The sequence below is a fragment of the Bdellovibrio sp. HCB209 genome (assembly GCF_047306065.1).
Taxonomy (GTDB): domain Bacteria; phylum Bdellovibrionota; class Bdellovibrionia; order Bdellovibrionales; family Bdellovibrionaceae; genus Bdellovibrio.
Genome location: NZ_CP178618.1, coordinates 1,763,523 through 1,789,406 on the forward strand (window position 1 = coordinate 1,763,523; position 25,884 = coordinate 1,789,406).

General features: G+C 42.8%; 29 protein-coding genes. 21 read left to right on the forward strand and 8 right to left on the reverse strand.

Annotated elements, in window-relative coordinates:
* Nucleotides 1-6 precede the first annotated feature (6 nt).
* The 9 genes from ACLVWP_RS08600 to ACLVWP_RS08640 are packed head-to-tail and all read left to right on the forward strand — an operon-like array spanning nucleotide 7 to nucleotide 9,308.
* Nucleotides 7-1,551 carry a hypothetical protein gene (locus ACLVWP_RS08600; RefSeq protein ID WP_413561344.1) on the forward strand — a complete coding sequence of 515 codons (1,545 nt, stop codon included), beginning with the start codon at nucleotides 7-9 and terminating at the stop codon, nucleotides 1,549-1,551.
* Between the two features lie 20 nt (nucleotides 1,552-1,571).
* Nucleotides 1,572-2,282 carry a glycosyltransferase family 2 protein gene (locus tag ACLVWP_RS08605; RefSeq protein ID WP_413561345.1) on the forward strand — a complete coding sequence of 237 codons (711 nt, stop codon included), beginning with the start codon at nucleotides 1,572-1,574 and terminating at the stop codon, nucleotides 2,280-2,282.
* Entirely contained in the window at nucleotides 2,279-3,271 is a 993-nt protein-coding gene (locus ACLVWP_RS08610; RefSeq protein ID WP_413561346.1) for a hypothetical protein, read from the forward strand. Before ACLVWP_RS08605 ends, ACLVWP_RS08610 begins: the two co-directional genes overlap by 4 nt.
* Nucleotides 3,261-4,718 (forward strand): hypothetical protein, encoded by a 1,458-nt coding sequence (locus ACLVWP_RS08615; RefSeq protein WP_413561347.1) that lies wholly within the window; start codon nucleotides 3,261-3,263, stop codon nucleotides 4,716-4,718. The genes ACLVWP_RS08610 and ACLVWP_RS08615 overlap by 11 nt, the downstream gene beginning before the upstream one ends.
* Nucleotides 4,702-5,124 (forward strand): capsular biosynthesis protein, encoded by a 423-nt coding sequence (locus ACLVWP_RS08620; RefSeq protein WP_413561348.1) that lies wholly within the window; start codon nucleotides 4,702-4,704, stop codon nucleotides 5,122-5,124. Before ACLVWP_RS08615 ends, ACLVWP_RS08620 begins: the two co-directional genes overlap by 17 nt.
* On the forward strand, nucleotides 5,121-5,849 hold the full coding sequence (locus ACLVWP_RS08625) for a glycosyltransferase family 2 protein (protein ID WP_413561349.1): 729 nt from the start codon (nucleotides 5,121-5,123) through the stop codon (nucleotides 5,847-5,849). The genes ACLVWP_RS08620 and ACLVWP_RS08625 overlap by 4 nt, the downstream gene beginning before the upstream one ends.
* A 9-nt stretch (nucleotides 5,850-5,858) precedes the next feature.
* Nucleotides 5,859-7,118: an O-antigen ligase family protein gene (locus ACLVWP_RS08630; protein ID WP_413561350.1), complete on the forward strand. Its 1,260-nt coding sequence runs from the start codon at nucleotides 5,859-5,861 to the stop codon at nucleotides 7,116-7,118.
* Nucleotides 7,108-8,418, forward strand: coding sequence for a hypothetical protein (locus ACLVWP_RS08635; protein ID WP_413561351.1), 1,311 nt, complete (start codon nucleotides 7,108-7,110; stop codon nucleotides 8,416-8,418). The genes ACLVWP_RS08630 and ACLVWP_RS08635 overlap by 11 nt, the downstream gene beginning before the upstream one ends.
* A complete protein-coding gene (locus tag ACLVWP_RS08640; protein ID WP_413561352.1) occupies nucleotides 8,418-9,308 on the forward strand; it encodes a glycosyltransferase family 2 protein in 891 nt (296 codons plus the stop codon). The genes ACLVWP_RS08635 and ACLVWP_RS08640 overlap by 1 nt, the downstream gene beginning before the upstream one ends.
* Before the next feature lie 26 nt (nucleotides 9,309-9,334).
* Here the strand turns inward: ACLVWP_RS08640 and ACLVWP_RS08645 are convergent, their stop codons facing one another.
* Nucleotides 9,335-10,426, reverse strand: a complete 1,092-nt coding sequence (locus tag ACLVWP_RS08645) for an acyltransferase family protein (protein WP_413561353.1) — start codon at nucleotides 10,424-10,426, stop codon at nucleotides 9,335-9,337.
* A gap of 167 nt (nucleotides 10,427-10,593) precedes the next feature.
* On the opposite strand from ACLVWP_RS08645, the gene ACLVWP_RS08650 reads away from it, so the two are divergent.
* From ACLVWP_RS08650 to galE, 4 genes are all read left to right on the forward strand, one after another.
* On the forward strand, nucleotides 10,594-11,730 hold the full coding sequence (locus ACLVWP_RS08650) for an NAD-dependent epimerase/dehydratase family protein (protein WP_413561354.1): 1,137 nt from the start codon (nucleotides 10,594-10,596) through the stop codon (nucleotides 11,728-11,730).
* Entirely contained in the window at nucleotides 11,731-12,699 is a 969-nt protein-coding gene (locus ACLVWP_RS08655; protein WP_413561355.1) for a hypothetical protein, read from the forward strand.
* Between the two features lie 81 nt (nucleotides 12,700-12,780).
* The gene (locus tag ACLVWP_RS08660; RefSeq protein WP_413561356.1) at nucleotides 12,781-14,163 is read left to right on the forward strand and encodes an exopolysaccharide biosynthesis polyprenyl glycosylphosphotransferase; all 1,383 of its coding nucleotides are present in this window, start codon (nucleotides 12,781-12,783) and stop codon (nucleotides 14,161-14,163) included.
* Nucleotides 14,160-15,134 (forward strand): UDP-glucose 4-epimerase GalE, encoded by a 975-nt coding sequence (gene galE / locus ACLVWP_RS08665; RefSeq protein WP_413561357.1) that lies wholly within the window; start codon nucleotides 14,160-14,162, stop codon nucleotides 15,132-15,134. The genes ACLVWP_RS08660 and galE overlap by 4 nt, the downstream gene beginning before the upstream one ends.
* On the opposite strand, the gene ACLVWP_RS08670 is transcribed toward galE, so the two are convergent.
* Together ACLVWP_RS08670 and ACLVWP_RS08675 are read right to left on the reverse strand one after the other, a co-directional pair.
* A complete protein-coding gene (locus ACLVWP_RS08670; protein ID WP_413561358.1) occupies nucleotides 15,123-15,593 on the reverse strand; it encodes a hypothetical protein in 471 nt (156 codons plus the stop codon). The two genes, galE and ACLVWP_RS08670, sit on opposite strands and share 12 nt — an antisense overlap.
* A 129-nt stretch (nucleotides 15,594-15,722) precedes the next feature.
* The gene (locus tag ACLVWP_RS08675; protein WP_413561359.1) at nucleotides 15,723-16,970 is read right to left on the reverse strand and encodes a hypothetical protein; all 1,248 of its coding nucleotides are present in this window, start codon (nucleotides 16,968-16,970) and stop codon (nucleotides 15,723-15,725) included.
* Nucleotides 16,971-17,307: 337 nt separating this feature from the next.
* On the opposite strand from ACLVWP_RS08675, the gene cysK reads away from it, so the two are divergent.
* From cysK to ACLVWP_RS08690, 3 genes are all read left to right on the forward strand, one after another.
* Complete coding sequence (cysK, locus tag ACLVWP_RS08680; RefSeq protein WP_413561360.1) at nucleotides 17,308-18,303, forward strand: cysteine synthase A; 996 nt, start codon at nucleotides 17,308-17,310, stop codon at nucleotides 18,301-18,303.
* 3 nt (nucleotides 18,304-18,306) lie between these two features.
* Entirely contained in the window at nucleotides 18,307-19,053 is a 747-nt protein-coding gene (locus ACLVWP_RS08685) for an endonuclease/exonuclease/phosphatase family protein (protein WP_413561361.1), read from the forward strand.
* Nucleotides 19,054-19,242: 189 nt separating this feature from the next.
* A complete protein-coding gene (locus ACLVWP_RS08690; protein ID WP_413561362.1) occupies nucleotides 19,243-19,515 on the forward strand; it encodes a CopG family transcriptional regulator in 273 nt (90 codons plus the stop codon).
* A 69-nt stretch (nucleotides 19,516-19,584) separates the two neighbouring features.
* Here ACLVWP_RS08690 and ACLVWP_RS08695 read toward each other — a convergent pair whose 3' ends face one another.
* From ACLVWP_RS08695 to ACLVWP_RS08710, 4 genes are all read right to left on the reverse strand, one after another.
* Nucleotides 19,585-19,890: a BrnA antitoxin family protein gene (locus ACLVWP_RS08695; protein ID WP_413561364.1), complete on the reverse strand. Its 306-nt coding sequence runs from the start codon at nucleotides 19,888-19,890 to the stop codon at nucleotides 19,585-19,587.
* Nucleotides 19,802-20,122, reverse strand: coding sequence for a BrnT family toxin (locus ACLVWP_RS08700; RefSeq protein ID WP_413561366.1), 321 nt, complete (start codon nucleotides 20,120-20,122; stop codon nucleotides 19,802-19,804). Before ACLVWP_RS08700 ends, ACLVWP_RS08695 begins: the two co-directional genes overlap by 89 nt.
* 115 nt (nucleotides 20,123-20,237) lie before the next feature.
* Nucleotides 20,238-20,765 carry a hypothetical protein gene (locus ACLVWP_RS08705; protein ID WP_413561368.1) on the reverse strand — a complete coding sequence of 176 codons (528 nt, stop codon included), beginning with the start codon at nucleotides 20,763-20,765 and terminating at the stop codon, nucleotides 20,238-20,240.
* Nucleotides 20,752-21,285: an RNA polymerase sigma factor gene (locus ACLVWP_RS08710; protein WP_413561370.1), complete on the reverse strand. Its 534-nt coding sequence runs from the start codon at nucleotides 21,283-21,285 to the stop codon at nucleotides 20,752-20,754. The genes ACLVWP_RS08705 and ACLVWP_RS08710 overlap by 14 nt, the downstream gene beginning before the upstream one ends.
* Before the next feature lie 164 nt (nucleotides 21,286-21,449).
* On the opposite strand from ACLVWP_RS08710, the gene ACLVWP_RS08715 reads away from it, so the two are divergent.
* The 4 genes from ACLVWP_RS08715 (at nucleotide 21,450) to ACLVWP_RS08730 (ending at nucleotide 24,830) form a co-directional block, all read left to right on the forward strand.
* Nucleotides 21,450-21,986, forward strand: a complete 537-nt coding sequence (locus ACLVWP_RS08715) for a hypothetical protein (protein WP_413561372.1) — start codon at nucleotides 21,450-21,452, stop codon at nucleotides 21,984-21,986.
* Nucleotides 21,987-21,997: 11 nt separating this feature from the next.
* Nucleotides 21,998-22,276: a heavy-metal-associated domain-containing protein gene (locus tag ACLVWP_RS08720; protein WP_413561374.1), complete on the forward strand. Its 279-nt coding sequence runs from the start codon at nucleotides 21,998-22,000 to the stop codon at nucleotides 22,274-22,276.
* On the forward strand, nucleotides 22,251-22,631 hold the full coding sequence (locus ACLVWP_RS08725) for a hypothetical protein (protein ID WP_413561376.1): 381 nt from the start codon (nucleotides 22,251-22,253) through the stop codon (nucleotides 22,629-22,631). Before ACLVWP_RS08720 ends, ACLVWP_RS08725 begins: the two co-directional genes overlap by 26 nt.
* 135 nt (nucleotides 22,632-22,766) lie before the next feature.
* Nucleotides 22,767-24,830 (forward strand): sodium-translocating pyrophosphatase, encoded by a 2,064-nt coding sequence (locus ACLVWP_RS08730; protein WP_413561378.1) that lies wholly within the window; start codon nucleotides 22,767-22,769, stop codon nucleotides 24,828-24,830.
* A gap of 51 nt (nucleotides 24,831-24,881) precedes the next feature.
* On the opposite strand, the gene ACLVWP_RS08735 is transcribed toward ACLVWP_RS08730, so the two are convergent.
* Nucleotides 24,882-25,154, reverse strand: a complete 273-nt coding sequence (locus ACLVWP_RS08735; protein WP_413561380.1) for a TMEM165/GDT1 family protein — start codon at nucleotides 25,152-25,154, stop codon at nucleotides 24,882-24,884.
* Between the two features lie 61 nt (nucleotides 25,155-25,215).
* Here ACLVWP_RS08735 and ACLVWP_RS08740 point away from each other — a divergent pair, with 61 nt between their 5' ends.
* Nucleotides 25,216-25,803 (forward strand): exopolysaccharide biosynthesis protein, encoded by a 588-nt coding sequence (locus ACLVWP_RS08740; protein ID WP_413561382.1) that lies wholly within the window; start codon nucleotides 25,216-25,218, stop codon nucleotides 25,801-25,803.
* Nucleotides 25,804-25,884 lie beyond the last annotated feature (81 nt).

A 25,884-nucleotide genomic window follows, 5' to 3' on the forward strand; every position in this document is an offset into this window, starting at 1 on the left:
ATTGTTGTGTTGGTGAATGAAGCTAGACATGTCGATGTTTCAAAAAATCGTAAGTTTGTCTTTCCTTTTGTTTTGATTTGCATCTTCATGCTGTTTGTTCTTTACAGTGTTTCCGGAGTTGACGGATTTGCTCCGGGACATATGGGCTTTGCAGGTCCTGATTTGTTAGGCACGGCTCGTAATTTGGATCATACCGGATATTTTCTGGCAAGATTGGTTGCGCCGGATGGTGTTGTAGCGGCTTATAACCATCATCCGCCCATGGGTTTTTGGTTTTTTAACATCGTCACGGACACGGGATCTGATTCTTCTGATGTTTTGGCTGTAGCATACTTCTTTGCGGCTTTGATCAGTGCTCTTGGTTGGTTGTTCCTGTTTTACGTATTTTTTAAGCTCAAAAAAGATATTTTGAGTGCCACTATGGCCATTATCGCAGTTGGCAGTGCAATGTTGTTTGTGCACTATCGCGCCTTTACCACGTTCGACGTGTTCAGTGTTCTCTGCTCATCGATTTTGTTTTTGGCAGCTTGCCAGATAGTGTCCATTAAAGAAAAAATTGCGACGAAATCATTTTGGCTATTAGCGCTGGGGATGATCGCGGCTATTTCATTTTCTTGGTACTCTGTCTCCATTATTTTTGTATTGATCATGTATATGGGGATCCAGAACTTCCGTAATCGCGAGGTACTGAAGCAGGCGATCGGCCTCGCGGCGGTTTCAGGCGGATATTTTATCTTGCTATGGGTATGGATTTTGGGAAGTGTGGTGTTACAAGCGGGGGATTTGAGCTCTGTTAAACATTTCTTTGAGCTCAATACCTCTATGGTGGCGATTCCACAGCGTACATTTACCGCGGAATTTACGATTCAAACACTTCTGTCACATTTCAGAGCAACTCTTCCTTTGAAGTTTCTGGCGGTTAGTGTGTGCTTGTTTGTCCTAGGAAAAATTTTTTCCCTGGTCAAAAGGCAGAAAGTTCTTACGAGCATCGTGAGAGTAGATGAGCGCGGTACACTGATTGCGACTTGTTTGTTTTTATTTGGATGGCTTCTGTTCATTTTGCTAACTCGCGCATGGTCTGTTGTGCATCCATTTGCATTTTTGTATTTGGCCGCCCCTTTGGTTTATCTGACCTATTTGGTTGTTGAAGCTGTTTATTTTAATCGAGCATTGAAGGTTACTATTGCAATGCTGGTATTGGTTAATGCATTTGCAAATTACCGTGATCGTAGAGAGCAAGATCATACGGTGGGTAAGCTCACTCGCGGTCTATTAACCTTGTTAGATACGGAGTTTCAAAAAGGATTCGTATTTAAGGGTGATATGTTTAACTACTGTGGGCATGTGAACCCAGGTATCTTCTTTTACATGGCGTCGTCACCTAATTATGCGGCTAAGCCTGGTAGTGATTATGGCGACGACCTAGTTGAATTTAATTGTGTCGATAATCCCAAGGGAGTTATCGAATTCACTTCACTCAAAAAGAAAAAGATTTTCACTATTCGTAATGAGTCTCCCAACTATGAAACTCGAGATTTGGAATCTCGTTAAATCGGGGATGGAGAAATCTTATGTCTGAAATAAAGTCTAGCTTAGTGCTTCCATGCTACAATGAAGAGTTAAATCTTCGCGCGCAAGAGGCTAAACTCTTGCAAATCCCAGATCTCATAAAAGGTGAGTTGATTCTGGTCGATAACGGCTCACGAGATGGGACTGCAGACTTTATTCGATATTTGAATGGAAAGAATCCTCGAATTGTTCTTGTGTCGGTGACGGTTAACGAGGGGTACGGCAATGGAATTCTCTGTGGGCTGAATGCAGCTCAAGGGCACTTCCTTGGATGGACTCACTCGGATGGTCAGTTTGACCTTTTGGATTGTGTTAAGGCATTCAAAATCTTGTTGTCGCAATCGCAGCCTGAGAAGTTTTTTGTGATGGGGAGGCGTGCGGGGCGCCCTTTCGGGGATCGAGTCTTTACATTAGGAATGGCTATATTTGAATCATTGCTTTTCCAAATGGTCCTTTATGATATTTCTGCACAACCAAAAATTATGACAAGATCATTTTACTTGAGTTTAAAAAATGCACCTAAGGACTTTGCTCTGGATTTATATGTTTACGTAATGGCTAAGCGACAAGGTATGGAAGTTTTGCGCTTTCAGACTCCTCAATTGCCTCGAGTAAGTGGTGCCTCATCATGGAATACGGGACTTCGTTCACGTCTGAAGCTTATTAGGCGAATTCTGGGGTTTTCGTTAAGATTAAGGGTAGAACAGTTATGATTAAGCGTGTTCAGCCCTTAAAATCGGAAAAAGTTTTGTGGTGGGTCATGTTAGTTTCTGCCGCTTTCACGCTCACAGCCTTGTTTTTCTCAATAGGTATCATGGAGAGAATCAGACAGGTCTCATTGCCAGAGTTTGTATCGTCGAGATATATGATTGCTGCTGTTGCAGGATTGATATACTTATCGGCGCATTTCTTGCGAGCTTTGCGCCTTTGGGTCATGTTAATTGAAGACGTAAAAAAATTCAGTGATGTGGTCCGATTGCATTTCTTTTCTTCATGGATTGTCGGTGTTCTTCCTTTCAAGCTGGGAGAGCCCTTTAGGCTATTACAATGCGTACGAATAACTAAAAGTCCGTTATCTGGAACCGCAGTGTTTGTTCTAGAGAAGATCATGGATACCATATCAGTGTTAATTTTAACAACGCTCGGTACTTCGTTTATTTTAATGAAGCTAGAGGTGCGATTTCTTAATTTGTTCCTGGTTTTTTTACTTTTTGGGAGCGTTTTGCTATGGTTTTCGTCAGATGGTTTGATCAGCTATCTTAGAAAGATCATTCTGATCCAAAGTAAGTCTAAGCGGGGACTGGCGGCTCTTAAAATTATTAATCTGTATGAAAATTTGCTGCAAGTTTTTAAGGCCAAAATCAGTTTTAGGTTTTCTCTTCTTCTATTGATGAGTTTGACAGCTTGGATTTTGGATATCGTATCCTACATGGTCTTAGGTCGATTATTTAATCTTTCATTGCCTGAAATATTTCAGCAAATTATCGAGTATATAGAAAACACCATTGTTGAAAATCCCTTTATGCTTTCACAACTCGAACGCGCAAACTTACCTTTGATGGATTTGTCGACTTATATTTCTAAGTTTACAGTCTTTATTATGTTTGCTGCTGCTTTACTTGTGATGATGTTTAGTTTGAAGAAGATTTTAGCCAAAATATACTGCTCGCTAAGAATCCATGGTGAAATAGATGGAAAATAAGTACGTAGAATATATTTATGACGATAGATTATCGGTTTCTAATCAAATAGAAAATATTGTCGGTCACAGGCGATACGGTGAGATCATCTATAAAAAGAGAGTCTTGGTTGATTATGTTCAGACATTGATTATGAGTCTTGGACATAATATTCGCTTTCATAGAGTCGAAGATACTTCACAGCTAGAGGCTTTGCTTGCTGGGCTTCCAGAAAAAAAATCAATGGTTTTCTATCATCCAGCCTGGATTGTTCCTTTGAAGGGCCAGATCGAAGATCAGTTGAAAAAAGCGATTGTTGGGAAAACTTCAATTGTCTATGAAGTTGGATCCAGCCGAAGCTACTCGTTTCATTTTGAAAACCATAGGTATATTGGTAAGTCAGATATTTCGGATGAAGATCGTGGAGAAGCTCTCGTAGTAAATTTTGACGAATATGGGGTCAATATTTCGGATTACGGAACTTGTTTGAGCTTTTTTTCCGGCTCTTTTGATGCGCGTTTTTTCAATCAGGTGTCGGGTGATAGTAACTACGTTACGAAGAGCTCAACAAATGTGGAAAAGATGAAAGCTGAGCATGATTACTATTATATGCTACCTCCGGCAATGCAGTACTGGTTCGTGCAACCATTTGATTTTAAAGTGTCTTCCAGTAGTGCATCATACCGCATGGAGAGAATTCTATTTGCAGACTGTGCTCTACAGTGGATTCATGATGCATTCTCCGCTGCTGAGTTTAAGGCATTTTTGGAGAAAGTATTTTTCTTTGTAAACCAGCGTGATTCTAAAAATGAAGCGAAGGAAGCTTCGTTATCTCTTCATAAGAATCTTTATTTGGATAAAGTTCATGATAGATTTGAGACGTTAAAGAAACATCCAAGCTATACTCGCCTGGATAGTTTTATTCGTGCAGGGACTGATTTTGATGGTATTTCAGCGGTCTTTGATAGTTACTTTTCATTGTATGCCAGAATGAATGAGGCTGGCCGTGCGGTTTCATCTAAGGTTGTGATTGGACACGGAGATTTATGCTTTTCTAATATTCTCTATGATAAAAATACACACTTGTTGCGCCTAATTGATCCTAAGGGCGTAAAAAACGAGTCAGAGCGCTGGACTGAACCTTTTTACGATGTTGCCAAATTGTCTCATTCCGCTTTGGGAGATTATGACTGGATTAATAATAATCTGTTCTCGATTTCAATTGATGACAGTTTGAAACTGAAACTAAGTGTAAACCAAAATTCTTCTCAGCTGACAGAGAAGCGACTGATCTTTAAAAAGTTCTTAGAAGATAATGGTTTCGATTATTACAAAGTTCGTTTTTACGAGTCTTCTTTATTCCTGTCGATGTTGCCTTTGCACATTGATCAAGAAAAAAAGGTCATGGGATTCCTTTTGAAGGCGATCGAGATTATCAAGGAGTTAAAATCTTATGAACAAGCCAGATAAAACTTTAATATTCGACGTCGACGGGACTATTTGCCCGATAAAAAAAGTTTCTGAAAAGTACGAAGATTTAATTCCTGACCAGGAAATGATCGTCAAAATCAGAGAGCTTAAGAATGATGGGTGGAGAATTGTTTTCCATACCGCGAGGAACATGAAGACGTACTCGGGAAATCTAGGGTTAATCAATGCAAATACTTTACCTTTACTGGTGGCGTGGTTGAAGAAGTGGGATATTCCGTTTGATGAAATATATTGTGGTAAACCTTGGCCTGGTAGTGTCGGATATTATGTCGACGACAGAGCTATTCGTCCACGTGAATTGCTTGAGCATTCATTTGAAGAAATTGAAGATATCCTGAAACGTGATCGTATGGTGCATGCCGTGAACTCGGAGATATTGTCGTGAGCATCATTATTACTATGGCCGGTAATAGCACGCGTTTTCGTAAAGCCGGATACAATATACCGAAGTATCAAATCGTGACCAAGGGTCATACTATATTTGAGTGGTCGATGCGTAGTTTGGCTAAGTTGCCTAGGGATATGAAGATTATCTTCGTCGTTAAAAAAGAAGATGAAGCTTTCGATTTTATCAAGAGTGAGTGCCGCAAGTTGGGTTTTGAAACTATTGAAGTCATCGAGCTTGATGGCATTACGAACGGGCAGGCCACTACGGCTAAATTAGCTATTTCTCAATGTAAAGAAAACGAATTTCTAGGCATCTACAATATTGATACATACGTAAAAGCGGAGAATGTTTTCATTCCTAATGCTGATATGGATGGATTGATCCCTTGTTTTAACCCGCCAGGGAGTCATTGGAGCTTTGTTAGAGCTGACAAGGACGGAGTTGCACTTGAGGTCGTCGAGAAAAAGAAGATTTCAGATAATGCGACAGTTGGGTTTTATTGGTTTAAGAATCCCAAGGTCTATCTGGAGGCCTATGAGGTGACGTTTTCTAATCAGGATCAATTTGTCAACGGTGAGGCCTATATTGCCCCAATGTATAATTCGATGATCGGCAAAGGTCTTAAGGTCGGTTTGACGATTGTTCCGAATGATGATGTCTTTGCTCTTGGCACTCCTGAGGAGTTGAAGCAGTTTGAAGCAAATAATCTCTCCAATTTTTAGGAAGAATTTTTGAAGAACGATATTTTCTCTAAACTTTATAAGTTTCTTTTGCTCTCCTTTCCTGTGGCATCCGCTCTAAGCTGGAAGGTAATCGATATTGTATTTGTCCTACTCATTGTTACGATTCTTAGCGAAGGCGTCCTGACAAGATCATTTGTTGCTCAGTGGAATTCCTTTAAAGCTCTTAAGTGGGCGAATCTATTCATTGGCTTGTGGTTGGTAAGCTCTATCTTGGGATATTTTCTGGCAACCGATATGGGTCCGGAAAGAGTCGAGGAAATCTTTGGATTGCGTTGGATAATTTCGTTTTACGCATGCGTATATGCAGGTACTCGGGTTGATTTTTCTGAGAATGAACTTCGCTGGTTGCTCAGCATATTTGTCGGTGTTTTGCTTCTTGGTGTGGGTTATCAGTATTTGGTTATCAAGCACGGTCCTCGTTTTGAGGGGACCTACGAGAATGCCAATATTTTTGCATATACCTTGTTGATCCCATGGACAATTCTTTTGGTTTTTGAAGCGATGTTATACCGAAAGCGGAAGAGTACGGATCCCTTGTTGGCCTTTTCAATTTTTACGGTCGGTGTGATGATTTTCTTTACCATGGGGCGAAGTTCATGGCTGGCGATGGGACTTATTTTTACAGCCGTAAGTCTCATACTTAGAGTCCGTCGGAACATGTATGTTATCGCGGCCGGTGCGTTAGGGCTTCTTCTTGCCTTCCAATTCAATTTTTTTGGATTCAAGGATCGTATAGTCTATTCATTTGATTTTTCTTCGGGGTCTTCCCAATCCGTTCGTGTAAATCTATGGCGGGTTAATTGGGAGATATTTAAAGATCATCCGGTATTCGGCATTGGGTTTTACGAAAATATTCGCATGACAGGTGACTATTACGTCAAGATGGGGATTGAAAACTACGAGGTTAGTACTGACGGTATACGTTCGCCAGTTCCCTACCTCAATCATGCGCACAACCAACTATTACAAATCATGGCAGGAAGTGGTGCCGTAGGAACTGTTTCTTATTTGGCAATGTTTTCAATGGCCATATTTTATTTTTTTAGACGAACTCAAAGAGTGGGTTCGGAGAGAGTGAAGTATGTCGCTATGGCAGGTATGCTTGCCTGTCTGGTGCATCTTTTGACCGGTCTTGTGGAGTGTCCTTTGATGGTTCATCAGTCCAGAAGCTGGCTGATCTTTGTTGCCGGCATATGTTTTGGGATCTTGGCTGGAGATACCCCTGTGAAGGAGTCTAGTGAAGTCTAGAATAGCTAAACTGTTAGATGGATCTTTGGTGTTCATTAAACACAATATATGGGCTGGTCTAATAACTCTTATTAAGGCCTTCGCTCAGCTTATACTTTTGAAGTATACCGCTCTACAATTGGGGCAAAGTGGAATTGGTATTTTTGGTCAAGCATTTAGTGTAATTGTTGTTCTTTTTGCGATTTCCAATGGTGGCATTACGAATACCTTTATAACTAGTGTTCCTTCGTTGCGGATCGGATCAGAGGCGCATCGTCGTTTGTTGGCTGTTACTGGATTGTGGGGGTTGACGGCGGCCGTTTTGTTGTCGCTTATTTGTTGGCTATTTGGTGATCGCTTAGCCACGAGACTATTCAGTGATTCGCAGTTTCAAATATTTTTTTACATCATACCTGTAGCGTTGCTGGTGTTTTCTACGCAAGCAATTTCTCAAGGGACTCTTTCTGCTCAGCGAGAGGTTAAGAAGATATTCTTTTGTCACCTTGTGGGCTTGCTCTTCGGCGTAATCGGTTACTGCCTTTGTGTTTCGCGTTTTGGCGAGTTAGGAATTGGTATTGGTGCTGTTGTATTCTATTTTTCTCAAGCTGTTGTATTTAGCTTGTATTATCTTTTTGAGAGAAAAGATGACTTTGTGGCGTTGATGCCCCGTTGGCATAAAATCGAGTTTAATACCTTGTTGGGATTCTCGGTAGTTATGTTAGTCACGGGATCTTTAGGTATGTGTTATCAGGTGTTCTTGCGGACTTATTTGAATTCCGTTCTGGGTATGAGCTGGTCTGATATTGGTGATTGGCAGGCGTTGCTGAAGCTTTCTGAAATATCTATGTCTTTTATTGGGGTGACAATTTCGACGTCTTATTTACCGACGTTATCCGGTATTTACGACTCAGATGAAGTTCGTACTTTTGTCGAAAAGTATGCGTTGAAATTTTTTGCTTTGATATTTTTTAGTTGTGCGATCTTGATTGCGTTAGCGCCAATCGTTTTGCATGTTGTTTATTCGAAAGATTTTGTGAAGTTGGCACCGTTGATGCGCTGGCAGATATGTGGGGATCTTTTTAGGCTCGGAAGCTGGTTATTTACGTATTTCTTTTTGGCGAAACTATCTTTGAGATTTTTTGTTGTTTTTGAAGTGGGAACTCTCATAGTTTTGTCGATACTGAGTTTGGCATTTAGTCACCAATGGGGTGTGCCTGGCCTTATTGCTGCTCATGTGGCGACTTCGATATCGTGCCTTGGGGTTTCTTATCTTTTATTCAAGAAATTTTCTCTTAATTCGAAATCTTGGAGGGTTAAATAGTGCGTCCACAGCTAACGTACATTATTCTTTCATATAATCATTCGGCTTATTTGGATGATTGCTTAAACAGTGTTGAGCTTGATTTCCCTGAGTCCTTCGAGATCATTATTATGGATGACGGCTCGACGGATAACTCTCGCGATATTTTAGATCGCTGGGCTGAAAAGCATTCTAAGCATCCCATTCGGAAGCACTATCAAGAAAATAAAGGAATCGCGACCACTCTCAATACTGCCTATGCTATGGCAGAGGGAGAGTTTGTTCGTCCTATTTCTACAGATGATGCGGTTTTACCCGGCTCCACGGCGAAGATGGTTGAGTTGCTAAAAAAAGATCCCACTAAACTGATGGTTTTTGGAGATTGCGAGACGATAGACTCGCAAGGGGTTGTTTTGGCTCGCAGTAACATCGAACGCCTAGGAAGTACTGCTCAAGCATATAGTGACGATATAAAAAAGGCGATTATCTCTGAATGGGCGATTTGTGGGACCTGTCTTATTTATAGAAATGGTTTTTTAAATATAATGGGCGGCTATAATCAGGAGTTGGCCATTGAAGACTGGGATATGTATCTCCGTATGGCGGCGGGCGATCGCTCTGTATTTTATTCTGAGGGAACAGGTCAATATCGTATTCACGATACAAATACTTCTCGTACGAAGCTGGTGGCGAAGAGGATTTCTAATTTAACTTCGCAAATGAAGGCGGGAGAGGCAAATTTGCCAAAATTCTCTGGCATCTACAGATTGTTGTTGAGAGCGGAGTTGCGACTGCTGCTGGCTAAAATATCATATCTACAGAAAAAGTATGTTCGCACCTCCTATGAAGTGCTTGTATATTTTCTATTGACTGGAGTTGGGCGACTATTGTTTGTTTTTTCGAGAAAATAAAAAAGCCACCTCAGGGTGGCTTACTTTTAAAGTAAATTCTTTTGTCGAGATTTCAGTAGTGTCAGTGCGTATTTGGGTAAAGCTATGACTTTGCCTTTGAGTCGAAGAGCAGGTTTTTCAATATATCTCCAAGAAATAAATGCAACAGGAACAACAGATAGAATAGACATACAAAATAGTGCAATAGGTGATTCTGCAAATTGTGTATAGATAAAAATCTGTTGGATAGGCCAAGACAGTACATAGACTCCATAGGAGATATCATTCTTGAAGTTTAGTTTCGGAAGATACGCCTTGGGATGATATCCAAAAACCAAAGACGCATAAACAAATGCTACAACCTTGAAGACCCAGCTATCTATAAAATAAACCAATGCCACCCCTAAAAGCGCCACGACAAAGTTCAACTTGAACTTTTCACGGTAAAGATAGGCCAACATCCCTATTCCAAAACAAAAAGGGAGACTTAAGTAAGTGCTGTCATAGGTTTGAATGGCAAAAATAACTCTAAAGATATACTTAGCCACAAAATCAATTTGCAGAATTGAGCAGATCGTGAAAGTCAGCGCTAGGCAAAGCGCCCAAGTTCGACGTGCCAGCAAGCCTAGAAGTCCAACGAGAAGAACGAACAGGTACATTCTCAACTCAATGGGTAATGTCCATAAAGAGCCATTAGGTCCATTTATTGGCAAACCTTGGAACACATTATCATAGTAGTGAAAGCGAAGGGCTGTGGAATAGAAAAGATAGTTCCAGTTTTCAGAGTCCAGCATCAGGCCTAACAAATTCTGCTTTTTGACGATGAAGCTGACAAGCAGAACCGTGATAAGGTTTGCGAAAAAAAGTCCTGGAAATATTCTCAAGCAGCGGGCTTCCAGAAAGGTCTTCCAGGATTTTTGCTGAACAAAGCTCTGCGCAATCAAAAAACCCGATAGCCCAAAAAAGACGGCGACTGCTAGGAAGCCGAAAGCGGCGCTGTTGATGGAGGGCAGAATCTCATAATGTTTACCGGTAAACATCGCGAAACTGTGACCGAAAGTGACTGAGGTTGCGGCAATCAGTCGGATAATATTCAGATTGTTTTCACGAGACAGAGTATTAACTTCTGAAAGATACATAGATACCTGGCTTTTTAAGGTTACATTTCTATTTGTTGTCTGGTTTTTCTACAAATTGGTCAAAGGAATTAGGTAGGGGGCACAGAGGGGGTGACATCTGAAAACGCACCGCGTTTTCAGATGTGTGATTTTGGTGGTTCATGTAAACAATTACTGCGGGAGATTTTATGAAAAGTGTACTCATCACGGGCGGCGCAGGATTCATCGGAAGTTCTTTGGCCATTAAGCTTAACGAATCTGGCTACAAGGCAATTGTTCTTGATAGTCTAAGTCCGCAAATCCATGGGGCACATCCAGAGACGACTTCTGCAACATTCCCGAAAATTCTAAATATTTCTGAATTTCATAAAGGTGATGTACGTGACCGTGAGTTGGTTTCAAAGTTAGCTTCCAAGTCCGATATTGTAGTTCATCTCGCTGCTGAAACGGGCACTGGCCAATCGATGTATGCCATTTCCGAATATGCCAGCGTCAATATTCAAGGCACGGCGGTTTTGCTGGAAGAGATTATGAAGTCTTCCAAGAAGCCTGAGAAAATTGTCGTTGCCTCCAGCCGAGCAATTTATGGAGAAGGCAAATACGAGTGCTCACAGCATGGAGTGAAGTATCCAGATCAGCGTAGCGATGAGAGTATGAGTAAAGGTATGTTTGATCCTCTGTGCGACGTTTGTGGTAAATCTTTGAAGGTTGTGACTACAACGGAAGACTCTCCGGCTAAACCTCTGTCTATCTATGGAATCACTAAACTGAACCAAGAACAGATGGTTCTGACAGCGGCGGGTGCTGCTAAGATCCCCGCGGTCGCTTTGCGCTTTCAAAATGTTTATGGGCCGGGCCAATCTTTATCTAATCCCTACACGGGAATTTTGTCGATTTTCTCTACGCGTGCTAGGGAGAACAAAAGCATTAATATTTTCGAAGACGGTGAAGAGTCGCGCGACTTTGTGTTTATTGATGATGTGGTCGAGTCTTTGTATTTGGCCATTACTTCTCAGCACTCTGGTGCTGTGGCTTTAAATATAGGATCTGGTATTCCAACGACGGTGAATACGGTGGTTGAGCATATTATGAAGTTCTTTTCTTCCAAGTCGGAAGTCGCGATCACGGGGCAATATCGCGTGGGGGACATCAGACACAATGTGGCTGATTTGGAGAAGGCGAAACGAGTTTTAGGATTTAAGGCAACCGTGCCATTTGCAGAGGGGATCGCAAGGTTCTTGGGGTGGGCGACGGAGCAGCAGAATATCAAAGATGATTACGATAAGTCTTTGTCTGAGTTGCGTGAGCGGGGTCTTCTAAAGTAAATGGATAAGCAGATTTTACTGATCGCTCCTGAATTTTTTAATTATTATAAATTGATACAGGCAGAATTGGAACGCACGGGTTGGAAGGTTACGTATCTTGTAGACCGTCCTCCTTGCAATGCTTTGGTAAAAATCGGCATTCGTAAGTTTCGTTGGCTTTTTAATGGCTATCTCAATCGCTATTTCCAAAAAAATCTAAAAAAATTGGGGCGATTTGATCAGGTGTTGATTGTGAAGGGCGAGGGCATAACTTCGTCGACAATCAGGAGTTTACGCCAAAAGTGCTCCGGTCGTATTCAGCTCTATTTATGGGATGGTGTCAGGAACAGTCCGGGGGCTCTAGATTTGTCAAAGGTCGTGGATCATACGAGTACATTTGACTCGGTAGATGCGAAATCCTATGGGTGGCAGTTGTTGCCTTTGTTCTATGTAAAATCAGCGATTCACGAATTACCTCATCAAGAATTTAAGTTCGATTGCTCTTTTGTCGGTAGTGATCATGGCGATAGAATGAAGGTGATCGCAAAAGTGCGTAAGCAGATTGGCGGGCGCTTTTTTGCTTTTGTCTATTTTCCGAGCAAAATAATTTTCTATTACCGTAAGTTTTTCGATTCCTCATTTCATGAATATGGTTCGTCCGAGTTGAGTCTTAAATCGATCCCTAAAGCCCAAGCTGAAGAAATTTTTAAGTCGTCCAGGGCCGTTCTTGATATACATCATGTTGCACAAAATGGTCTGACGATGAGAACCATCGAGTCCTTGGCGTTGGGTAAGAAGTTGATTACTACGAATGCCACCATAAAAGACTATCCGTTTTATTCTGAGCAGGATGTTTGTGTTGTAGATCGAAAGACCCCTTCTGTGCGTCCTGAATTCTTTGCTTCTGAACCCACAGAGTCCTTACGGGTGAAAATGCAGGCTTACGAAATCCGTGAGTGGGTGCGCCGACTTGTCGGAGAGTCCGCATAGCGTAAATGTCATAAAAACATTGATAATTTCTTAAATTCATTAGACTTTTTATGGCTGAAAGAACTCGGTACGAGGCATGTAGTGCGTAAAGCGGTAGTCATTTTTGGTCGCGAATCCAAAGCTTTTCTTTTGTTTCTAGATATTCTAGTAATGATGGCGTGCTTTAGCTTGGCTTCGTTCATCCGATTCGGAGAGATCGAAATGAGCTTTTTGCTCAATGGCTCTTTGTACGCATTGGCTATCGCCTATGTTATCTCCTTGTACGTGTTTAGCTGCTATGATTTGGACGTCGAAGTGACCCTGTTGCGAATGGGGTTTAATTTTTTCGTAGCAACCTCCGTTTTTTTTGTTTTCGTGATCAGTTTGATTTATCTATTGGCTCTTCAGCCACAAGGTCTATTAGGTCGTGGGATTTTGATTAGCGCCCTGGCGGCATTTGGATTTATTGCTTTGTTGTTGCGCTTGGCGATCTTAAAGGTGTTGCGTGGGTTGCGCGCAAAGGCTCGTTGGCTTTTTGTCGTTTCAGATAATTATTACGGTGCAATTGTTGAGGATATCAACTCGTGGGGACTGCATGGGCAAGTGCATATCTTGGTTGCGGGACAGGATAAAATCGAGCGAACACCGAATGGTTTGATCTTGGGATCTATAGATGATCTACAGGGCTATCTGACGCGCAAATGGAATGCTGTGATTATTGCGTTACGCCCCGATGAGTTTACATCGGAAATTTCTCATCATCTTGTTAAGCACAAACTGCAAGGTGAACCCGTTTTAGATCTTGTTTCAGCTTATGAGAAATTTTGGAGGAAGTTGCCAGAGTACTATCTTGAGCCGACATGGTTTTTGAAGTATCAGGGTCTTTCCATCGTGCGAAATCCTTCTGTGGCAAGAGTAAAGCGTATTTTTGATATTGGTCTTGCTGCTTTGTTGTTGTTGATCACTTGGCCTGTAGTTTTGCTTTTTGCTGTGCTGATCCGCTTGGAATCGACAGGTTCGCCTTGGTATCGTCAAATCCGCACTGGTAAAGGTGGACGAGATTTTTGGATCTACAAACTGCGTTCCATGACCGTGAATGCGGAACAAAATGGTGCAGTATGGGCTCGTGAAAATGATTCCCGTGTTACTGCGATTGGACGTTTTATTCGCAAAACACGTATTGATGAGCTTCCTCAGCTTGTGAATGTTCTAAAAGGTGACATGAGCTTTGTTGGTCCTCGTCCAGAGCGTCCAGAGTTTAACACTAAGCTTGAGGCGGAATTACCTTACTATAGTCTTCGTCATTTGGTTCACCCAGGAATTACGGGGTGGGCTCAAGTTCGTTATCCTTATGGAGCTTCAATCCGCGATGCCCAAGAAAAGCTGCAGCACGAACTATTCTACATCAAAAACTTTTCATTTTTCTTGGATCTAAAAATTGTTTTACGAACTGTTCGTGTGGTTGTTTTTGGAAGTGGGCGATGAGAGTTTTGCTAACGGGTGGTGCTGGATATATTGGGTCGCATACGGCGGCAATGCTTTTGGATAAAGGGCATGCTGTTGTGGTGTATGATAACTTGTCTACGGGGTTTCAAGAGGCCATACCGAAAGGTGTCGATTTTGTTTTCGGAGATGTGTTGGATAGAACGCTTATGGCGGAAACACTCAAAAAATTTAATATCGACTCGGTTATTCATTTCGCAGCTAAATCTGTAGTTCCTGAGTCCATCGAAAAACCTGTTGAGTATTATGCTTGTAACACTGGTGGGATGTTGTCTCTGCTGCAGGCCTGCAAGGAAGCATCTGTTACTAATGTTGTATTCTCTTCGACGGCAGCGGTTTACGGAGATGGGGCCGGTGTTTTCAGTGAGACCTCGTCGACAAGTCCACTGAACCCTTATGGGATGTCGAAATTGATGGCCGAGAAAATCCTTCAGGATTCTGGCAAGTCTGGCGATTTAAAGTATATGATCCTGCGTTACTTCAACGTGGCGGGAGCTCAAGTTGGTGGTGGCAATGGTCAGCGTACTAAATCTGCCACTCACTTGGTTAAAGTTGCCGTAGAGGCTGCATGCCATAAACGCGAATCGGTCAGTATATTTGGTTCCGACTATGCGACGATAGATGGCACAGGCGTGCGTGATTATATTCATGTTGAGGACTTGGCAGAGCTACACATCTTAGCTCTGAGTCACCTTTCCAAAGGCGGTAAGAGCGATATCATTAACTGCGGTTATGGTGTGGGTTTTTCGGTGAGACAAGTGCTAAATGCCGTCAAGAAGGTAAGTAAGTCCGATTTTCAAATCATCGAGTCTTCACGTAGAATGGGAGACGTCGGAATGGTCATTGCGGATTGTTCGAAAGTTAAGAACCTCTTTGCGTGGGTTCCGCAGAGAAACAACTTAGAATTAATTTGTGAGACGGCCTACAAGTGGGAGCAAGGGTTAGAAAACTAACCTAGCCCCAATCACAACATCCAAATCCGCATCAACCTTCGGCGCCACATTCAAAGTCATAGCAGCCTCAGCAAGCAATTCCATCTTAGGTTCCGCAATATTAAAAGTAATACCCACCGGAACACGCGGTCCAAAAGCAGTATCGCCATCATACTTACCATCATTGATAAATACCAAACGAGCACCAGCCCCCGTATAAAGGTTCAAAGGACCTTCGCTAGCAGTCTCCCAGGACTCCAATTTATCAAACAAAAAAGTAGAGTGAATCTGCAACCCGCGCATATATCCAGAAGAAGCCCCAATACCCAAATCAACAGAGTTCTTCTCATTCAAAGACATGCGTCCTGTGAATCCAATAGGATCACCAATCATAATACCCGCGGCATACTCTGCGCGAGCTTGTTGGAAAGAAAATGTAGCAACAACAAGAAGCAATCCTGAAAGAACTTTATTGATCATTTGAAGCAATCCTCCGCGCTAAATTCTGTCGGTGAGAGCGAGGATTGTCTATTCGGAATTGAGATAACGCGTGAGTTATATCGCATGGCAGAACTGCTTCTGTTCCGCTATGCGATATTAAAATCTAAATTATTTGGCTGGCGTGCAAAGAGAATTGATTTCCTTCTCTGGAATCGTGAGTTTCACGTTGGAGATGATCTCACCCCATTCGCCGCAAGATCCATCTTTGCCATTTTGTCCGTTAAGACCGTCTTTACCGGGCTGACCATTTCTGGCCGGAGTGCACTTATCAGCATTTCTGCCGGCATTGCCACCAGGTCCGCCTTTTTGCCCTGGAGTTCCTACGCCACCTTTACCGCCAAGGCCTGGGCGCTGAAATATAGAGATAGCAAAGTTTTCGCTATTGGCAATTTGGATACTGATATTTCCAGTCGAGCCACCCTTCTGGCCATCTTCACCATTGGTGCCAGACTGTCCGTCTTTGCCATTTTCACCGTTTGTAGGATTTCTGTTGCACCATTGTTGATCGTCGCAACCGGTATTATCTGGTCCAAGGCACATGCCTCTTTTGTATGCGACTAGAGCATCAGCGCCATTGGATCCTCCGGCGGCAGTTGGTGGAAAAGTTGTCGGTGCAAAGTCTTTTGCATCACGACCATCTTTGCCATTGATGCCAATCAGGGCGACGGATAGTTTTCCCTCTGCTTTTTCAGCAGTAATTTGAATGTTGGAGTTGAACTGTTCGGATGGAGTATCTGACAATCTATAAGTTACGATGTGTGCCTTGTCTTCGGCATTACCATACTGTCCGGATTTTTCGGAAACTATGAGAGAATTTGTTTTAATAGAAAGATTGAATCCTTTTGTGATGATCTTCCCATCTTTGTAGAAAAATGCTCTTTCAACTTCAAATGACGTATGGGATGTGAGGGAGATTTCCTCTCCAATGATTAAATCTTTAGGAACTAATAATTCAGACTCATATGGAGAAAGAAATCTGCCACCATTGGATGCTGAGGCGTAGGCGCGAAGATTAAGAATCAATTTATCGCCATTTTTTACTAATTGTTTGTAATAGTTCTTTCCAGTAACGGTCGCTTGAAGACTTCTATTTATAGATACTTCCATTGAACCAACGGACTCTGGCCATTTTAGTGAAAGCAAGTAGTATCCCGGCTCACCAGGCTCAAAAGAAATCCCAACATTCGACTCCTTCAAATCCACGCCAGCATTCTTTTGATCTTCCTGCATCTTATTAGATACATCTTCGACCAAATTCTGCCTCTGCTGATCCTCGGCATCCTCCTTCTTAAACGCACAAGCGCCTATCGAAAGACACAAACCAAAAATCAAAACATGTCGAAGACTCAAAGACATAAAAACTCCTGGCCAAAGGCGGGCAGAAATAAAATTCGTATTGTTTATACCCGATCTCGCTCCCTCTGTAGAGAGGCCCCAAATCTCCTGGAAACAACTTCCCAACTGTCTGTTTTTTAGACAAATCACCACCCCTCAAATCCACACAGCCAAGTTTATAGTCACTGCCAAGTGCCTATATTTTGGACGCATAAATTCCTGCGCTCTGACATAGGTGGGGACTTAAGAAAATTGCATCGATTTCAATGATCTTCCTCTGGAATCACCCCCAATATGGGAGTACAATGAACCTCTACTCTCCAGTCCGAGGAGACCAACAAAAAGGACAAGCGCACCCATGAGAATCTATTCAGACATCACAAAAACCATCGGAAACACACCCCTCATCCAAATGCAAAGACTCGGTAAGGGACTTCCTGGAAACATCCTTCTAAAACTAGAATTCTTTAACCCACTCGCTTCAGTAAAAGATCGTATCGGACTTGCGATGATCGAAGCGGCAGAGCTTGAGGGGAAACTTAAACCCGGCATGGAAATCATCGAGCCTACAAGTGGTAATACCGGAATAGCGCTTGCGTTCATCGCCGCTGCCAAAGGCTATCCGATTACTCTAACAATGCCAGAAACAATGTCGGCAGAGCGCAGAACTTTATTGTTACTACTAGGTGCAAAAATCGTATTAACACCAGGGCCATTGGGTATGAAGGGGGCAATCGCGAAAGCGATGGAGCTTCAAGAAAAGAATCCAAAATCCTGGATGCCAGGTCAATTCGACAATCCAGCAAATCCAGCGATTCACAAAGAAACCACAGCTCTTGAAATCTGGCGCGACACCGACGGCCAAGTCGACATCGTGATCAGTGGAGTGGGAACTTCAGGAACTATGACGGGAGTAGGGCAAGTATTGAAAGCCAAAAAGCCTTCCGTAAAAATGATCGCGGTGGAGCCAACAGAAAGCCCGGTGCTTTCCGGTGGTAAACCAGGTCCCCATAAAATCCAAGGTATCGGTCCAGGCTTTGTGCCATCGGTAATGGATCGCACAATCGTCGACGGAGTGGAGCAAGTTTCCTCTGAGGAATCACTAAAGACAGCACGCGAAGTGATTAAAACTGAAGGCATCCCAGTGGGGATTTCATCAGGAGCAGCTATCGCAGCTGGTCTTCGTCAAGCAGCGAAGGAAGAAAACCGCGGTAAGAATATCGTAGTAATCGTACCAAGCACAACAGAACGCTATCTTTCAACGTTGCTCGCAGAACAAGAGCGTACCGAAGCTCAAGCATTGAAGGTTTCAGAAGTCGACGAAAAGTACTTAGCAAAAGTAAAGCAAGGATAACGAGTGGTTCCTTTTAAGATTCCAGCTCTAGAAAAAGTTCTAATGAAGGTAGGGGACGCCAGTCAGGTGCTGGCTCCCACATCTGAATTGAACATCTTCGTTTGGAATGTTTTTAAAGGACAAAAGGAACACATCTTTGCAAATGACTTCCGCAAACACGGCAGTGGTAAGGACTTTATCATGCTGCAAGAAGCGGTGGTCGATAACAAAATGCCACTCTTGTGGAAACAAGATTTCTCAACTTATGAGTGGCATCTCGCTCAAAGTTTTCACTATAAAAAAGACGAAAGCAGTACCGGTGTCGCTATCGGTTCCAAGTATACTCCTAAAGCAGTAGATTTTATCAGAGCCAGCACGCGCGAGTTCTTCTGGCTCACACCAAAATTAACTCTATTCAGTGAGTACGAGTTAGACGGTAAGAAAGTGCTAGTCGTATGCACTCACGTTTTAAACTTCGTAACCACAGGCGCCTTCACAGCATCGCTCTATGAGATCGCTGCTAAGATCTCAACATTCGATGGCCCCGTGATACTCGCAGGTGATTTCAACACCTGGAACGTAAAGCGTCACCTAATCATGAAAAGTATTTTCCGGGATTTAAAATTAGATCATATCGATTTAGAAAATGACGGCAGACTTTTAAAGCTAGATCACGTTTTTGTGCGCGGCTTTGACGTATTAAAGGCCGAAGTTCACAGCTCAGTGGTCAGCTCTGACCACTTCCCCTTAGAAATTAAACTCAAGCTGTAGCGACCTTCGGGTCATTCCCCAGTGATTATCTTATATAGAGGGTTTCAGTCGAGTCTGATTCTTGAATTATCTCATCCCACAATATTTCAATATAAAAATATGTATAAAAGTATGGGTATATGCTAAAAACAGTAATAGTCCGAGGTGCGTTCGAGTGGGATGAGGCTAGGCGGAAATGGACAAAATACTATGAGTGCGAAATCAAAAAAAACCTCTCAAAGAAAAAATAAAGCATATTCACGTAGTGAATACGAAGCTCCTGTTGGAAAAGTGACTCAAGTCGATGATTTCCTGCCCTCTCCCGATGTTTTATTTGCTGTAGATGATAAAGTGAAAATTACTATCGAGATCGAAGGGGAAACTCTTGATTTCTTTAAAAACGAGGCTCAGAAAAAAGGCAGTAAGTACCAGCGCCTTATTCGTCAGGTCTTGAAGCAATATGCAAAAAAATATAGTGCATAGTTGGCTGTCGAAATGGCTTTGAGTTGTGGGTACACCGCAAAACCGATCGGTTCTGCGGTTGGTTGTAATCTAGACAGCCTTTTTCAGAATATCATTAATCAAACTTTGATAGGGGATACCCTGTTTTTTTGCTTTTTTCTTAAGCTTGGCCAAAACATCCTGGTCAATACGAATTGAAATGGCTTTTCTCGGGAATAATGAAATTAACGGGCGTCCTGGGCGGACCATTCGGTCTAATTGCTCAGGCGTGAGTTCTGGAATATCAGAAAAGTCGATTTCGGAGTCTTTAACTGTTCTTGCGATACCTTGCTTTTTCGCTCTTGCCAGCACTTCTTGCAGAGATGATACGGCAATAGTGGATTTCTTTTTTTTCATAGACACTTCTCCGAAAAGTAAAAACAATTGCTAAAATTCGATTATTGATGGACTTTCCGATGGCTAAATATCGATCTTCTGCTTCTGAGTGTTTGTGATCTGCCTCAATTAATATCAGGCGATCGATCCAAATGCTGGCAGCTTCATCGAAGTCCACACCGTGCTTAACTATATTCTTATAGTTTTTGCTGGGATCCCATTGGAATAACATCCCCTCATTATGTATATACATAAATACTCTCTAAGTAAAGGTATTAGAGAGTATTCACTGTGCAAGAAGGATGAATTGGTATTTAGCAGATTGATGGTATTTTGAGCTTAAACTGAATCCGGGGTTCGGCAACGCTCTAGCGGCCGAAACTAAAAATCTTCCGCAAAGTAACCCGTGAAACCGAAGCCATCTCCGCCGCGACAATCGCACCAAAGATCCAAAACACACCAGCCTCAAATGAAATCCCTTGAGCGAGCATCGCAAACACACCCAAAGACAACAAAGCCAGTCCGCCAATGGAAAGCCCACGCGAGCGATTGATCACCAGCCACTCATCGTACGACAACAGCAAGCGGGCGATTACGAAAGTCACTGATAAATAAAAAGCACCACAAAATGCCTGACAAAACATCGGGGAGATTTTCATAAAGACATCCATCAAGCCTTCGCCCTCAAAAAACAGTCGAGTGCCAAACTGAGGGCAAGCCATCAAAGTCACCAAAGAGCTACCCAAATGAATAGCGCCCATTTTGAAAGCAACTGAAGACTTTTTCGGAGCCGTGCGAGCAATTTCAGCTTGAATCTTGTTAAGCACGAAAGAAGATCCTGAAGTTTCAGAAACTTCATTCTTAAAAGACTCAAAATCATTTTTAACGTCTTTCATTTTTACTCCTTAAGGCTTTCAAAGCTCGGCTCACTAACTGACGGATGTTGCTATCGGAAGTTTTCATTCGACGAGCCATTTCGTCGTATTCCAGCTCATCTAAATAGCGCAGCCGCAGAGCTTCTTGTTCCCGGGGCTTGAGTTCTCTTAACAAAGACTCAGCCTCTTCCTCATGTTCAATCATAGGAGCGGAGTCGTCGGTTTGTGACAGTTTATCGTCCCATTCGAAGTGATTTTTATTTTCACGGTTTCTATAGTCTTTAAGCTCACTGCGAGTGATGACATAGATCCAGGCCAGGGCCTGATGTTTAGGATCGTAGAGGTGTTTTTTACGGAAAAGCTGCATAAAAACGATCTGAAGGACGTCGTCTGCTTGTTCAGCAGTGAGCCCTCTCTTTTTAGCATAAGATAACACACGGCCAGAATGTCTCGAATAGAGATAATCCAATGCCTGTGCTTCGCCCTCTGCTAGAGAGATCAAAAGTTCTTCGTCTGTTTGATCGATTAATCTTTTTTCCATGAATTTGTCACAAACCCTTAAGCCCCATCCTAATAGTCTATGAAAGAACACTCAAGCAGGAAGTCATGCGAATGAAGAAGTTCATAATAACATTTCTCACACTCACAATATGGGGCCTTCAAGCGAATGCCCATCCTGTCTCCTATCAAGGAGCGACATCACTGATGTCATATAATAAGCCGGAAGAAAATGAAGTGCTCTTAACATATTCATTCAAGTCCTACTTGGCAGCAGGCATTTATTATTTCAGAGAGGGAAAAACAAATTACACTCTTCCCAGATTGAACTATCTGGCGAAACGATGGAATAACGAAGACTCTCAAGGAAATATCTATTTAAGCGCCGGATACGGACAAGAAAATTCTGCGAATGAAAATGTCGGCGTGGGTTTTGGCGCCATCGATGTCGATTGGGAGTCGCGCAAATACTATACGTCTGCCGCTTACAATAGATTCTTCAGAGAAGATTCCAGTCAACTCGCAAGACCTGACTTTGAAGTTATAAAACTGCGCGCTGGCGTGGCTCCGTATCTTGCGGAATACAACGAGATCAATGCTTGGTTTATTCTTCAAGCAGAGAAAACTAACGACAACCCAGTAGAACTCATTCAATTCATCCGTCTTTTTTATAAAAACGTGTTGATTGAGCTAGGAGCAGGCTTCAACGGTGACTGGGCATTTAACTATATGATTCATTTTTAAAAGGAGTTTATATGAAGGCCGTTTTATTAACCGTAGTGCTATTCATTTCACAGATTGCTCTAGCAGCAGCAGAAACCGAAACAGTCGGGGTGAAGGGCATGGTGTGCTCGTTCTGTGCTCAAGGAATTACAAAAAAATTCCAAGACCAACCTGAAATCGACAAAGTCGATGTAAGCCTCGAAAATAAATACGTGAAGCTTACATATAAAGAAGGCAAAAAACTTTCCCACGAAAAAATCGAAACTCTTTTAAAGGATGCTGGCTATGAAGTTAGCTTCGACAAAAAATAGTTTCATTTCTTACCTTACACTTTTTAGTTCAGCGGGGACGCTCGTTTGCTGCGCGCTTCCCGCGTTATTAGTAAGTCTTGGGTTGGGAGCTGTACTCGCAGGCCTTGCAACGAAAGTCCCAGGCCTTATCTGGATTTCTGAGAACAAAACTCAGGTGTTTATTTTTGCAGCAATCATGTTAACCGTTAACGGATTGTGGATGTGGTTTAATCGCAACGCTCCTTGTCCTATTGAGCCAGAACTTCGCGATGCCTGTATAAGAGGCAGAAAGTTCTCAGCTCGCGTTTATGCGCTTTCAGTGACGATATTTTTGATCGGTGTCTTCTTCGCATTTGTTGCTCCCAAGATATTATAAACCTCAAAAGATCCATCCAACGCAGTGGGCCTAAAAAAGCGAATCCGGACCACTGCCTTCGTTGACTAGATGCAATGTTTTGATTATCCCTAAGTCTTCGTAATTTAAACGAGAAATCAAACATGGAGTGCAACAATGTTTAGTAATAACTTGCTAATGTCTCCAGCGATCGCTGGGGTTATTGGTTTGGTGTTGGCAGTAGCTCTGTACCTTCGCGTGAAGGCACAACCGGCTGGCAATGAAACTATGAATCGTATCGCGGGCTACGTTCGTGAAGGTTCAATGGCTTTCCTTGTACGTGAGTACAAGGTTCTTTTTGTCTACGCGATCGTCGTAGGCTTGGTTCTTTGGTTCGCATTGGGCATGGTTGCCGCAGGATCATTCATCCTTGGTGCATTCTTGTCTTTGCTTGCTGGCTTCTTCGGTATGAAAGCTGCCACTTACGCAAACGTTCGTACGACTCAAGCTGCAGCAACTGGTTCTAAACCAGCAGCTCTTCTTGTGGCATTGGACGGCGGCGCTGTAATGGGTCTTTCCGTTGCAGGTTTGGCTTTGATCGGTCTTGGTTGCCTTTACTTGAAATTTGATGGCACAGAAGAAATGGGTACAATCCTTCACTCATTCGCAGTAGGTGCTTCTTCAATCGCACTTTTCGCGCGTATCGGTGGTGGTATCTACACTAAAGCGGCTGACGTAGGTGCAGACATCGCTGGTAAAGTTGTAGAGAACATTCCTGAAGACGATCCTCGTAACCCTGGCGTTATCGCAGATAACGTGGGTGACAACGTTGGTGACGTTGCAGGTATGGGCGCAGACATCTATGAATCGATGGTTGCGGCTATCGTTTCTGCAACAGCAATCGCTTTGACAATCCCTCTTGAAGGTTTGTCTAAATTGGTAGCTGAAGGTGCTGATGCAGCAACTGCTCGTACTGCGGGTGTGATGCTTCCTTTGCTTCTTTCTGGTCTTGGTATGGTGATTTCTATCATCGTGATCTTTGCAGCTCGTATTTTCAAAAACGGAAAACCAGCTACTGTTCTTCGTAACGCTTTGATCATCCCACCTATCTTGTTGACGATCGCTTCTTACATCATCATGCCAATTTTTGGTATTTCCCAAACAGTAACTGTTGCTTTGGCAGCGGGTGCATTCGGTGGTGCTTTGATCGGTTTGATCACTGAGTACTACACAGCTGCTCGTCCTATCCGTTTGGTTGCTGAGGCAGCTTTGACGGGTGCAGGTACTGGTGTGATCCGTGGTCTTGCAGTAGGTATGGAATCAACTGCGATCCCAATGTTGATCGTTGTAGCAGCTGCTTATGCTGCTGACCATGCTTTGGGTCTATACGGTATCGCTATCGCAGCCGTTGGTATGTTGGCTGGTACTGCAGTTGTAATGACTGTAGATGCTTACGGTCCAATCGCTGACAACGCTGGTGGTATTTCTGAGATGTCTGGTCTTGGTAAAAACGTTCGCGACATCACTGACGAATTGGATGCAGTTGGTAACACAACAGCAGCTATCGGTAAGGGATTCGCTATCGGTTCGGCTATTCTAACTGTTGTTGCTCTATTCTCTGCATTCAACATGGAAGTAAACCATGTTCGTATTAAAGCGGGTATGGCTGCAATGTCTTTGGAGCTAACTACTTCAGGTGTATTGATCGGTATCTTGATCGGCGCAATCCTTCCGTTCCTTGTTGGTTCAACAACAATGACAGCGGTTGGTAAAGCAGCTCAAAAAATCGTGGTCGAAATTGCTCGTCAATTTAAAGAGATCCCAGGCCTTCGTGAAGGTAAAGCAGAACCACAACCGGCTCGTATCGTAGACATCGCCACAAAAGCAGCTCTAGTAGAGATGATTTTGCCAGGTATGATCGCGATCTTGGCTCCAGTTGTAGTAGGTTTCTTGATGGGACCTCAAGCTCTTGCAGGTATGCTTGCAGGTTCATTGGCTGTTGGTGCAACAATGTCTCTATTCATGGCAAATGCCGGTGGAGCATGGGATAACGCTAAAAAATTCATCGAAAAAGGTGGATTGCCAGGTCATCCTAAAGGTTCTGACGCTCACAAAGCGGCAGTTGTTGGTGACACTGTTGGTGACCCGTTCAAAGATACTTCTGGTCCGGGTGTTGCGATCTTGATCAAAGTTATGTCTGTCGTATCTTTGTTGATCGCTCAATTGATTGCTTTGAAGTAATCAAAACTAAAAAGGGAGTCGTAAGACTCCCTTTTTTATTTCAAAAGACATTTATCCTTTTCCTGTCAGAACCCATATTCCGACGAGGATAAATAAAGTTCCCGATACGTATCTCATCATTTGTGGATTTAACAATTGTCCAAGATATTTTCCAAAGATGACTCCAAGTGCTCCGGCAAGACCCAGCGCTAAAACGACCGCTAACACCACTGTGAATGTGGATTTCGTCTGGCTAGACGCAGCGAGTGCTGCGAATTGAGTCTTATCTCCCATTTCTGCGAGAAAAATTGTGATGAATGTACTCGCAAAAATCTTCCAATCCATGGCAGGTCCTTTAGAATAGGGTGAGTCTCTATTTTAGGAAACGGGTAGAAGGGAAGGCAAATTGAAAAGTGAATTTATTGCCGCCATGGATCTTTTGCAGGAGGAAGCCACTCATGGAGATATTCCTCTTAAGAAGGTCTTTAAGCTTCTAGGTGATGAAGGTCATGGAATGATTTTGCTGATCTTGTGTTTGCCGTATCTTTTCCCCATCCCGGTACCAGGTCTATCTACGATTTCTGGAATTTTGATTATCACCGTATCGTTTTATCTTTTTCTTAAAAGACCACCATGGCTTCCCAAGCGTTGGGAGACCGTTACTATTTCAGCAAACACGATCATTCGACTTAGTAACTATGCCGAAAAAGTATGGACCTACGTCTCTAAAATCGTTCGCAAAAGAATGCTATTCCTTCACGAAATGCCAGCATTTCGTTTCTTGAATTTTTTGGTGATTGCGGTGAATGCTGTGTTGCTGGCGCTCCCGTTACCGATTCCATTTTCAAACACAGTTCCCGCTATTGCGATTGTCTTGTATGCCATCGGCTACTTAGAAAAAGACGGACTTTTCGCTATCTTCAGTTATGTGTGGTGTATCGTGGTGACAAGTTTCTTTACGTCACTTGCCATGGGCGCAAAACATTTGTTGTAAGGCAAAGCATTCCCAGACTGTACCTCGTGAAGTCGTTGAGGACTTAGAGTTTCTAGCGCTATCATAGTTCTGATTCCATAG

Coding starts and splice junctions, on each gene's coding strand:
- ACLVWP_RS08605 (WP_413561345.1), top strand. CDS start 1,572: ATGTCTGAAATAAAGTCTAGCTTAGTGCTTCCATGCTACAATGAAGAG.
- ACLVWP_RS08610 (WP_413561346.1), top strand. CDS start 2,279: ATGATTAAGCGTGTTCAGCCCTTAAAATCGGAAAAAGTTTTGTGGTGG.
- ACLVWP_RS08615 (WP_413561347.1), top strand. CDS start 3,261: ATGGAAAATAAGTACGTAGAATATATTTATGACGATAGATTATCGGTT.
- ACLVWP_RS08620 (WP_413561348.1), top strand. CDS start 4,702: ATGAACAAGCCAGATAAAACTTTAATATTCGACGTCGACGGGACTATT.
- ACLVWP_RS08645 (WP_413561353.1), bottom strand. CDS start 10,426: ATGTATCTTTCAGAAGTTAATACTCTGTCTCGTGAAAACAATCTGAAT.
- ACLVWP_RS08650 (WP_413561354.1), top strand. CDS start 10,594: ATGAAAAGTGTACTCATCACGGGCGGCGCAGGATTCATCGGAAGTTCT.
- ACLVWP_RS08655 (WP_413561355.1), top strand. CDS start 11,731: ATGGATAAGCAGATTTTACTGATCGCTCCTGAATTTTTTAATTATTAT.
- galE (WP_413561357.1), top strand. CDS start 14,160: ATGAGAGTTTTGCTAACGGGTGGTGCTGGATATATTGGGTCGCATACG.
- ACLVWP_RS08670 (WP_413561358.1), bottom strand. CDS start 15,593: ATGATCAATAAAGTTCTTTCAGGATTGCTTCTTGTTGTTGCTACATTT.
- ACLVWP_RS08675 (WP_413561359.1), bottom strand. CDS start 16,970: ATGTCTTTGAGTCTTCGACATGTTTTGATTTTTGGTTTGTGTCTTTCG.
- cysK (WP_413561360.1), top strand. CDS start 17,308: ATGAGAATCTATTCAGACATCACAAAAACCATCGGAAACACACCCCTC.
- ACLVWP_RS08690 (WP_413561362.1), top strand. CDS start 19,243: ATGAGTGCGAAATCAAAAAAAACCTCTCAAAGAAAAAATAAAGCATAT.
- ACLVWP_RS08695 (WP_413561364.1), bottom strand. CDS start 19,890: ATGAAAAAAAAGAAATCCACTATTGCCGTATCATCTCTGCAAGAAGTG.
- ACLVWP_RS08700 (WP_413561366.1), bottom strand. CDS start 20,122: ATGTATATACATAATGAGGGGATGTTATTCCAATGGGATCCCAGCAAA.
- ACLVWP_RS08705 (WP_413561368.1), bottom strand. CDS start 20,765: ATGAAAGACGTTAAAAATGATTTTGAGTCTTTTAAGAATGAAGTTTCT.
- ACLVWP_RS08710 (WP_413561370.1), bottom strand. CDS start 21,285: ATGGAAAAAAGATTAATCGATCAAACAGACGAAGAACTTTTGATCTCT.
- ACLVWP_RS08715 (WP_413561372.1), top strand. CDS start 21,450: ATGTCATATAATAAGCCGGAAGAAAATGAAGTGCTCTTAACATATTCA.
- ACLVWP_RS08720 (WP_413561374.1), top strand. CDS start 21,998: ATGAAGGCCGTTTTATTAACCGTAGTGCTATTCATTTCACAGATTGCT.
- ACLVWP_RS08725 (WP_413561376.1), top strand. CDS start 22,251: ATGAAGTTAGCTTCGACAAAAAATAGTTTCATTTCTTACCTTACACTT.
- ACLVWP_RS08730 (WP_413561378.1), top strand. CDS start 22,767: ATGTTTAGTAATAACTTGCTAATGTCTCCAGCGATCGCTGGGGTTATT.
- ACLVWP_RS08735 (WP_413561380.1), bottom strand. CDS start 25,154: ATGGATTGGAAGATTTTTGCGAGTACATTCATCACAATTTTTCTCGCA.